At 57.2% G+C, this 9,804-nt stretch carries 9 protein-coding genes; 2 read left to right on the plus strand and 7 right to left on the minus strand.

Features of this window, described 5'->3' with window-relative positions; all coding sequences use genetic code 11:
• Window positions 1-216 precede the first annotated feature (216 nt).
• Window positions 217-795, plus strand: a complete 579-nt coding sequence (locus tag RDV48_30335; GenBank protein ID MDQ7827135.1) for an ankyrin repeat domain-containing protein — start codon at window positions 217-219, stop codon at window positions 793-795.
• A gap of 9 nt (window positions 796-804) precedes the next feature.
• Here RDV48_30335 and RDV48_30340 read toward each other — a convergent pair whose 3' ends face one another.
• Both RDV48_30340 and RDV48_30345 read right to left on the minus strand, forming a co-directional pair.
• Window positions 805-1,557 (minus strand): hypothetical protein, encoded by a 753-nt coding sequence (locus tag RDV48_30340; protein MDQ7827136.1) that lies wholly within the window; start codon window positions 1,555-1,557, stop codon window positions 805-807.
• 66 nt (window positions 1,558-1,623) lie between these two features.
• Entirely contained in the window at window positions 1,624-2,529 is a 906-nt protein-coding gene (locus tag RDV48_30345; GenBank protein ID MDQ7827137.1) for a site-2 protease family protein, read from the minus strand.
• Window positions 2,530-2,707: 178 nt separating this feature from the next.
• Between RDV48_30345 and RDV48_30350 the strand changes: the two genes are divergently transcribed.
• Complete coding sequence (locus RDV48_30350; protein ID MDQ7827138.1) at window positions 2,708-3,196, plus strand: SH3 domain-containing protein; 489 nt, start codon at window positions 2,708-2,710, stop codon at window positions 3,194-3,196.
• A gap of 160 nt (window positions 3,197-3,356) precedes the next feature.
• Here RDV48_30350 and RDV48_30355 read toward each other — a convergent pair whose 3' ends face one another.
• From RDV48_30355 to RDV48_30375, 5 genes are all read right to left on the minus strand, one after another.
• Entirely contained in the window at window positions 3,357-4,307 is a 951-nt protein-coding gene (locus RDV48_30355) for a glycyl-radical enzyme activating protein (protein ID MDQ7827139.1), read from the minus strand.
• The gene (gene hpdC / locus RDV48_30360) at window positions 4,294-4,572 is read right to left on the minus strand and encodes a 4-hydroxyphenylacetate decarboxylase small subunit (GenBank protein MDQ7827140.1); all 279 of its coding nucleotides are present in this window, start codon (window positions 4,570-4,572) and stop codon (window positions 4,294-4,296) included. The genes RDV48_30355 and hpdC overlap by 14 nt, the downstream gene beginning before the upstream one ends.
• The gene (gene hpdB, locus RDV48_30365) at window positions 4,569-7,274 is read right to left on the minus strand and encodes a 4-hydroxyphenylacetate decarboxylase large subunit (protein MDQ7827141.1); all 2,706 of its coding nucleotides are present in this window, start codon (window positions 7,272-7,274) and stop codon (window positions 4,569-4,571) included. Before hpdB ends, hpdC begins: the two co-directional genes overlap by 4 nt.
• Before the next feature lie 66 nt (window positions 7,275-7,340).
• Window positions 7,341-9,278 (minus strand): hypothetical protein, encoded by a 1,938-nt coding sequence (locus RDV48_30370; protein ID MDQ7827142.1) that lies wholly within the window; start codon window positions 9,276-9,278, stop codon window positions 7,341-7,343.
• Window positions 9,279-9,477: 199 nt separating this feature from the next.
• Window positions 9,478-9,708, minus strand: a complete 231-nt coding sequence (locus tag RDV48_30375) for a hypothetical protein (GenBank protein ID MDQ7827143.1) — start codon at window positions 9,706-9,708, stop codon at window positions 9,478-9,480.
• Between the last annotated feature and the right edge of the window lie 96 nt (window positions 9,709-9,804).

Below are 9,804 nucleotides of genomic sequence, written 5' to 3' on the forward strand. Positions count from 1 at the left end.
ATGTGCTATAATGTGATGGGGTAAGTAACCGAGATGCCTTTCAACATTGTGCCGTTCCTGATGGTTACCATTTTTCTGACGGCTGCGGGCCTTGCAGTATATATGGTGCTGCGGCGTCGGCGTGCGCGGGGCCCGGTGAGCGGGGCACTGCCTCTCACCTGCCCTCACTGCGGGAAGCCTGCACTCCGGCGGAGTCATGCCCCCGGTGGCGATGAGGTGAAAAAAATCAAGGAGGCTGCAAAAAATACCGATCTCGCAAAGCTCAAGGAGATGGTGGCGAAGAATCCAGAGCACTCTTCCCTCACTTACGGCGACGGGAAGAGCCTTCTTCACCTGGCGGCACTGCAGGCAAATTTCAATCTGGTCACCTTTCTCGTGGCAAAAGGGGCGATAATCGATGCCAGGGACAAGTACGGCCAGACTCCCCTCCACTATGCCTCCCAGAAGGGCCAGAAGAAAATCGCCTCCTTTCTGATAAAGAGGGGAGCCGACATCAATGCCAGGGATACCTTCGGCAACACGCCGCTGCTCTATGCGGTGAAGAAGAACCAGAGTGAGCTCTCAGCCCTTCTTGTGGAGGAGGGGGCCGATATCAACGCGAGGAGCATTCCCGGGGGCTCGCCCCTTTACTGGGCTGCCGTGAAGGGAAACAGGGAGCTGCTCAAGCTCCTTCTCGAGAAGGGTGCCGACGTGAATACTGCAGATTACGAGGGGAACACGGCCCTTGCTCTCGTAATCCGGGGAGGCGATAAGGAGACAGCTGCCCTCCTGAGGAGGAGCGGCGCAAAGGAATAGGCAATCCGCCTAATCTGGCTTGCCAAGGTCGATCTTCGGCATCGCCGGGATGACCCAGGCCTGCCAGATGCCGATGGCAATTATTATCAATGTCATAGGTGAGAGGAGCTGCGGGAGCACCATTGGAAAGACAAGGGCTGTCATGAGCCAGTCGGAGCCGGGATTCATCGGGGTTGTTCCTTTCGCCGCCTCCTGCAGCAGGTAATCATGAATCGTGAAGAAAAGCCCCCCCGCAATGCCTGTGAGAGTGAGCACGACGCTCATTATCTGGAGCCCTGTGCCGCGCTTGCCCCCTGCGCCGACGCAGACGGCCCAGCCCACGCCGTAGCCTATGGCGATGGCTATGATGCCCAGGCGGATCTTGAACCAGATTTCCACCTTGTCCCAGATGACGGCCCCTATGAGGGCCACGACGAGGCCCGCCACGAAAGCCATTCCCCAGTTGATGTTCTTTGAGAGATCCTCCACCGCCGAGACGAGATTCTGCTTTCCCTTGTCGATGCAGGCCTTGCAGTAAAGATTTTCGCCTATTTTCTCGGTGCACTCGCTGCAGAACGCCTTGCCGCACTCGTTGCATTTTCCTGCGGCCTCCTTTTCGGGGTGGTTGTCGCACTGCAGTGACTCGGCGGCTTTCCCCTTCTCTTGACACTCCTTGCAGTAGGTGCCGTTCACGGTTTTCTCGGCGCACTCGTCGCAGACGGCTTTTCCGCAATCCCTGCACTTTGACTCTGTTTCCCTTCCGGGATGATTGGCGCACTCCATAGGTATGGTCCTTTCTCTTTCAAGATATCTCTGGCAAAGAGCTTTATGCCCCCCTGGCCTGATAGCTCATTGATTCCCCTTCAAGGAGATAATCCCCTGCAGGACCGTGTGGGTCTGGGCTGCCAGAAGCGCCAGCACCGCGCCGAGGGCGAAATATGCAAGGGTAAGGCCGGTGCGCTGAGCCGGCGTGAGCTTGAAATAGTCCGCTTCCCCGGGAGAGAGGCGAAAACTGGCAATTACCCGCGGCAGCGACAGCAGCACCAGGATGATGAGGATCAGGCTGGGATGGATGAAGAAGAATATGGCGAATACCACGAGGCCCACTATCCAGAGACGCGGCGATATGGCGCCGGCAATTCTCCCGCCGTCAAGGGGAAGGACAGGCAGAAGGTTGAAAAGGTTTATCATATAACCCACCCAGGCAAGCGAGAGATAAAGGGTGTTGTCCGTGGCAAGATAGATCCCGTAGCATGCGAAGGCTCCCAGGCTTCCCACGACGGGCCCCGCGATGGCAGTCACCGCTTCGATGAGAACGTTCTTGGGCATCTCCTTGAGGGCAACGAAAGCGCCGACAAAGGGGATGAAAATGGGCATTGAGGCCTTCACCCTGTAGTGGGAGAGGGCGAGGACATGCCCTGCCTCATGGATAAGGATGAGGAGCACGAAGCCGAGGGCATAGGGGAAGCCCCAGATGGTCGCATAGGCAAAAACGCTCAGGATCATCGATCCACCCGTGACCAGCACCTTTCCCAGGCCCATGAACTTGGCGCCCAGCAGGATGAATTTCAGCTTGGCAAGGACTATGATGATGAGGGCCTTGAATTTCCAGAGAAGGAGGATCGCCACTCCTCCAATGCCTGCGGCGCTTTTCAGGTTAAATTTCTGTTTCGCCTTTTTCTCAGCCTCTTCAAGCGCTCTTTGCTGCTGCTTCTCCTGAAGATGCTTCAGAAGATCCTCTTCCACTTTTCCCATAGGTGCCTCCTCTCCAGAAAACATTTCAATCATAGCACAGGGAGGGGATTTTTTTCAAGCGTGATGAGCCGGTGAGCTCTCTTCAGTGCCCGCAGAGGATTCGAGAGGGATCACGGCCAGCCATAAGGAATATTGAAAGATAAAGAAACGAGAAAGATAAAGAAACGAGGAGGAACCTATGAAAAAGAATGCCCTTCTGATAGTTTTTCTTTTACTGCTCCTTGCCGTCACCTGCGCAGTACCCGCATGGGCTTACGAGATTGCAGCCTTCACCGACAAGGGGCCCGTCAACGTGCACCTGCTGCCCGACAAGAACTCCAGGGTCCTCACCACCGTGAACAAGGGCGAGCTCTGCCTGGTGCTCAACCGCAAGCAGGGCGACTGGTGGCAGGTTTTTGCCCTTCACAACACCATCGGGTACGTGCACAAGAGCAAGCTTGTCATCCGCTGGAATGACGGCAAATCAATCGCGACCATAAATGATCAGGATGGCTACGCCATCATGTACACGGGAGCCTCCCAGAACACCAGGATCATAAGGAAGGTGATGGAAGGCGAAGAGTTTATCGTCGTAGGCAAAGATGCATGGTACCGCATCGTGACCAACGACTGCAAGGAAGGCTTCGTCCTGGCAGGAAAAGTCGTGGAGCTATATCCCATGCCCTAGGGAGTCATTACGTGGTGTGCTTGAGATGGAGCCTCATGAACGTCAGTCCAGGGGCTTCATGTATTTTTTCACCATTCTGAGCTCCCTCCCGTGCGAAAACTGGTGAAAGCTGCCGGGTTTCAAAGGACCTCACAGATGGAAGCTCCGAGCCTGCAGTTCCTCAGAATGGGGTGTCGTGGCCCCGGTAGCACGTGACGCCTTCGTCTTCAATATACTTCGCGAGGCTGTCAACATGCTCATCGGCTGGAGATTCCGTGGATCCATAGCGGCAGGCTCTCCCGAGGGCCGTGTATTTGGAAGCCCCGAGCCTGTGGAAGGGGAGCAGGTTCATCTCCGTGAGTCCTGCCGAGCGGACAAAGCGTCCCGTGGCCCTCATGTTCTCCTCGGTATCGTTGTATCCCGGGATGACGGGCACCCTGATGACGGCCCTTCCGCTCCATGAAGAGTTCCCGAGGGATGAGATGTTTGCGAGGATTGGCTCCACGTCGGCGCCGGTGCCCTCCCGGTGCTTTACCGGGTCCATGTGCTTGATGTCAATAAAAGCCCATTCAGCGTGGGCCAACACGCGGTGAAAGGTCTCCCGGGGGCTCATGGCCGATGTTTCTATCGCGGTATGAATGTAGGCGGCTCCTGCGCTCTCGAGGACGGCCGTGACAAAAGAGGGCTGCTTGAGGGGCTCGCCGCCGCCGATGGTAATGCCGCCACCTTCTCCCCAGTAATCCCTGTCACGCCTGATGATGTGCATCACTTTCTCGAGGGAATAATATGCACCGCTCAGCACAAGTGCCTCGCTGAAGCAGGCTGTGATGCACTCGTAGGTGCGGCATTCGTCGCAGAGGGCCCTGTTGAAGGAGAGGGGGATTTCCTGATTCTGCCTGCAGGTGATGGCCTCGCGGGGGCAGGCGCTCACGCAGCTCCATGGGCGCCTTCGGCACCTGGCGGGGCGGTACATGAGCACGGGGCGGGCATACTGTCCTTCAGGATTGGCGCACCACTCGCAGCGCAGAGGGCACCCTGCCATGAAGATGAGGGTCCTGCATCCCGGCCCGTCATGGACGGAATGACCCTGGATGTCGAATATGAGGCCATCAGGTATTTCAGAAGTTTTCATCACGGTGCCTGTAGAGCTCGCACGTGACAGCCGCCATCTCTTCATAGGCGAAGAATCCCGTCACTGAGGCGGCGCATTTACCCAGGCCCGCTGAGGCCTCCTCGTAATTCAGGCACTCCCTGCACCGGGGAAGGCAGATGCATGAGGGGCACGAGCCTTCATCGGCGCTTACCGTCTCTTCAGTCATGTGGCAAATCCCTTTTATCACGTCCACAGGGGCGAAATTCCTGCAGTCCCTGTGCCGTGCCGCACTTTCCTTCATCATGAAACCTCCTCTATCTCCGTTCGTGCAATGACCTCGTCCTGGATGGGCTTGCCAATCTCCACCCAGTACTGGGTGAAGCCCGCCACGCGGACCATGAGCTCCCGGTTATGGTCGGGATCAAGCTGCGCCTCCTTCAGCAGTGTTGAGTCAACGATGTTGTACTGCACATGAAAGCCGCCGGCCCGCATGTAAGCCCTTGTGAGGGCCAGGAGCTTCCGCGCGCCTTCCATGCCCTTCACGGTCGCGGGATGAACCTTCAGGTTCATCTGCGAGTTCTGCGACTGCGAGTGATCCCATATTGTTGCCGACGTGAAGAGGGCATAGGGACCTTTCCTGTCAGTGCCCGGGTATGCTGAGAGAGAGCCATCGGCAAAGGTGGTTCCCGAAAGGCGCCCGTCAGGCCCCGCGAGCGTGGCGGCTCCCATGGCGCCGTGGGTCGAGACTGAAATCTGGCAGGGGTAAAGGGGCTTCCCGTAGAGCGACTCATAACGGCGGCACATGGAGCAGAACCACTCCTCCCAGTCCTTCAATATGGTATCGGCATAAGGATCGTCATTGCCGTACTTGGGTGACGTGAGGCAGAGAAAGTGGATTTTGTCATAAGCTCCGCTCTCATCGCGCTTCTCCTGGTCCATGAGGCTGAAGGAGTTGACTTCCTGGGCGGTCTTGAAGCCGAAGTTGCCGAGGAGGGCCTCCTTCATCTCGTCAAGGGTGAGCTTTTTGCTGTCATAGACAAGGTGGCGGAGTGCGGCGAGGCTGTTCACCAGGTTGGCGGTGCCCGTTGACTCCACGTTGAAGGTGGCATTGTAGCGATACCCCATCTCGTTTATCAGGTGCCCCTTCTCAAGGCAGTCAGGTTTGAGAAGGGAATGAAAGACGGCCATGTTGTTCTTGCGCCATACGTCGTGCTGGATGTTGTTGCACCGGGTGAGGACCTCCACGGCCATTGAGAAATAGTGCTGGAACTGGGTGAAGAGATCTTCATAGGTGGCAAGGCTCTTCCCGTGGGCGGGAAAAACCCGCTCCCCTGTCCTTTTGTCCACGCCGTCGAAAAGGACGAGCTCCAGCACCTTGGGCAGCGAGATAAAATGGACGCCCACACTCGTGGGCTGGCCTGAGCCGCCCGGTATCCACCACCTTTTCCCTTCAAAGTCAAGGGGCATCCATGAGCCCGGCGACGTCTCGAGGCAGCCGCCCACGGCCCATGCGCGGGCTTCCCGCGGCGTCATGCCCTCAGGGCCATAATGCTCATTGATGAAGTCCATTGCCACCCGGTTGTTCATGAAAGCAGGGTATCCTGTGCCCGTCTTCACGCATTCGATGGCCTTCAGCAGGAACTCCTCGGGGAGGCGCTCATCGTAGAGGACCGAGAGGGTAGGCTGCGGCGCGGCAAGGGTGATTCCCGCCTCGAGCAACAGAAGCTCCAGGTCGTTCGCGGCAGGCTTACCCTCGCGGTCAAGGCCCCCAAGGCTCAGGTTGTTGAAGGTGTTCCCCGAGAGCACGCCGCCCACGACGCCCATGGAGGCGAAGCAGTCTATGCATGTGAACTTGACGCGCTGGCACTCCAGCAGCTCAAGCACTTCATCCCTGGTGATAAGGCCTTTTTCCATGTCATGGGCGTAGTAAGGATAAAGCACCTGGCCGAGCCTTCCCGGCGAGAGCCCCGAGATGGCGTCCTCGTTGAGGACGGCAATGTGGATGGTCCAGCAGAGCTGCACGGCATCCCTGAAGGTGCGGGGCGGCCTGTGGGCAATCCATTCGAGGCAGTCGGCGATGGCAATATATTCCTTTTTCCTCTCCTTTGAGAAGCCGGCGAGCCTCCTGGCTTCGCGGGCATAATTTTCAATCCAGGCCTGGATTCCCTCTGTCACCTCGATGACGGCCTTGTAGTTGTAAAGCCTGTTCATACCCGCGATTCCGTCGCCGTCGGCATTCCCGGCGACGGCTGCCATTTTTTCCCTGGCGATGGCTTTAATGCCGTCAAAGCCGTACTGGAGCGGATAGTAATAGTTGATGACCTCGCGGCCCTGGGGAAGGGTGTAGCCCGAGTCGAACATGCACACGATGGAGCGCATGATCTTCTCCTTGATATCATAGCCCGGCACGCACTGCTCGTAAGCGTGGCCAAGGTCGTCAACGGACCTTGTATGCCACATCCTGGCAAGTGAAAGGAGCGCCGGTACCTCTTCGGCGCGCATGCCGAATTTCCCGGCGATGGAAACCACCTTCCCGAAGCTCTCCGTCACGTTCCCGCCGCCGGCGCCGAAACGCGAGTGCTCGTCGGCGCTCGTGGCGCCCCGCTTCATGGCCTCCTTGTAGAACTCGTCCTCTCTTGCCATATAGAAACCCTCGGAAAGCCAGGGCATGGGGAAGGAGCCGCGGTAATAGGAAGCCCTCCCCATCACGATAAGCTCTCCGGGATATATCACGGGCGTAAGGTGCGAAAAGGCTTCCTTCAGGGCCCTGGCGCGCCTCACCACGGGGATCTCAGAGTCAAGCTCGAAGTATTTCCTGCAGTACCAGTAAGGAAACTCGTTGTTCGCCGAGCTGAGGGTCTTAAAATAGATTTCGCGAAGCGTGCGGGCCCTTGCGCCGGGCTCGCGCTTCACCTCCCGATCCTTCCCGCCCTGCCTTTTCTCGCCGCCATCCCCACCAATGGTGATTCCAGCCTCTTCAAGGACCTGTGACAGTTTTTTCCCCATGGGGCACCTCTTTTGCTTCAAATGGTCTTGTTGAAAATCGCTCTCAATATGCTCTATTATATCACATTAATCCTTCTTTGTGATGACCACCGATCCTACTTCAAAGACGTGAGAATAAATCTTTTTCCCCGACTTGATGATATGCATCAGTGAATCTTTGCCCATGGCGCTCTCAAGTTCTTTCACCGTGTAGCGGTCAATAAATACAAGAAGGAGCCCCGAGAGGAACACATGCTCCGGGTCCTGGGGCATGGGCAGGGTTTTCCAGTTCGAAAAGACCATCGGCTCCCGGGGGACTCTTATGACGGTGACGGTGCGGGGCGTGTCGATGGAGGCAGTGCCTTCCTCGGCATCAATAAAGTAATGAAATTTGGAAGGCTCTGGCCCTGCGGCCGCTGTGAAGGTCTGCTCCAGGAGGGCGATGATTTCTCCATGGAAGGCCAGCACTCCCCCGGCGCTCCATTTTGCAGCTTCATTTCGACCTGCAGGAGCTTTCTCACCCTCTCCAGGCGTCACGTAGAGCGATGAGAAGGGGATGGCGCTGTCAAAATAATCCTGGGGCTCTATGGTTTTTCCGCCTGCCTTGAGGGGATTCACGGCGTAGCGGAGCGGGGGATAGGGGTCCCGGGGGGAGAATTTCCTGGAAGGCGGCGCAATGAATCCCTTCTTCACCACCACGTGCTTCTTCTCTGTGATGAAGTGTTGAAGATCGCCGCCCCGCGCCATTGAGAAGATGCCCAGGGGGGCAGCGATCTTTCTCACGGAAAGGGAATGATCAAGCGGCATGGGGTATTCATAGAATTTAAGGTAAAACTTCGCAGGGTCGGGCCGCGGGGTGAGAGGAAAGCCCAGGGCCCTGATGCTCTTCAGGTTGATGTTGGTGATGTCCGGCATGAAAGGGGGATTGAAGGCCAGGGGTTTTGCGGCTCGGGAGTTCCGGCTTTCCAGGAGCGTGTCGGAGTCCCTGTATGAGGCAAGGTGGAATTTCAGGTCCCTGTTGATGTTCCAATGGCTTACCCTGGTGTGCCACGATCCTTCCTCGACTCTCGCTGCAAGCTCTGTGCCGTCAAAACCCCCGAGAAAATAAGCCCTTCCTCTCAATGTTGCGGCGCGCAGCCCGTCACGCCCCCCAATGAGCTTTCCGGCATTCTCCCAGTTCATGACGGTCCGGCCTGTCTCGCGTTTTTCCACAGAGTCAAGGAAAGTCCTCCGCCCCTCTTTCTCATCCCATCCCCCTGCCACCATGAAAGCTCTGCCGAGGGTGAAGGCGGCGAAGTTCTTGCGGGCATTTATGAGGGGAGGCTCATCTTTCCATCGATCGTCTTCTGCCACGTACGAGATGACCCTGGAGAGGGTAGTCCCCTTCTCATCCATGCCGCCTGCGATAATGAGCTCCTGCCCGTCTGTGAGGGCGCAGTGCCTGTTTACGCCGTAAGGGAGGTCGCGCTTTCTTTCCCAGCGCCGCCCGAGAGGGTCATAGGCATAGACAGTGGCCAGGGCCTTCCGCTCGTCGTTTTCGCCGCCCATCAGGTAGAATTTCCCGCGGTATGCCACCAGGGCCGAGCGGGCCATCCCTTCGGGAATGATGCCCTCGTTGTCCCACTTTTTCCTGCCGAAGTCATAGGATTCCACGGCCTTCACATAGAGGGGGCTCCCGTTCTTTTCCGCCATCCCGCCGAAGACGTAGACTTTTCCCCTGTAGATCCCTGCCATGTGGGCATAACGGGCCGCAGGCATGGGAGGGAGCCCTGACCATTCGCCCGTGAGCGGATTGAAGGCGCGAAAGAGGTTCGTGGCGCCTTTCGTGTCGTTCCCGCCGATGACCAGGATTCTCCCTTTGAAGGCCAGCACGGCGGCATTGCTCACCGCCGAGGGCATGGGCTTGAGCTCCTGCGTGGAAAAATGCAGATCGGCGCCCGGTGAAGCGCTGGCCGTCAGAAAGCCAGCAGAGCCCAGCGCCAATAGGAAAAGCATCACATGAGGAATGGCCTGGAAGTGCTTCATGGCAGGTGCCCCCCTTTTATTGTAGAGCTCTTTCGCCGATGAGCGGGGAGCCCTTTCCCGCAGCTTTAAAGTGCCCGCCCCCTCAGAAATTCTAGCTTCTCAATATCCTGCTCGTCAATGGTTCTGCCGGTATTTTTTTTGGAGCATATCAAATCTTCCAGATCTTGAAAGCTCATGGTAGAGATTTTTCAGAAGTTTCTCAGGCTTCACGGTTCCTCCCGGGGAGCTCTATGACTCTCTTTGACCGGGGGGGGCTGCCTTCCTCTTCATAGGGATCAATCTTCTGCGTTTTCAGAACTTCCAGGACATGAAAACTCAGGGCACAGGCCAGCTCATGCCGTTCGCCGGGAGTGAGGGCAAGACCCTCCTCTATCTTTTCTTCCATGCTTTCATGGGCTCTGCCGTAAACGACCTTCCTGACTATGCCCATTCCTCTCCTGCCTCCGTAAAGCCTTCCGATATAGTGAAGACTCCCTTCGTGCTAATATAGAGTGAGACACATGTCCCCTCAGTAATTAAGCTAGAG

This window comes from Candidatus Eremiobacterota bacterium, from assembly GCA_031082125.1.
Taxonomy (GTDB): Bacteria; Vulcanimicrobiota; CADAWZ01; order CADAWZ01; family Ess09-12; genus Ess09-12.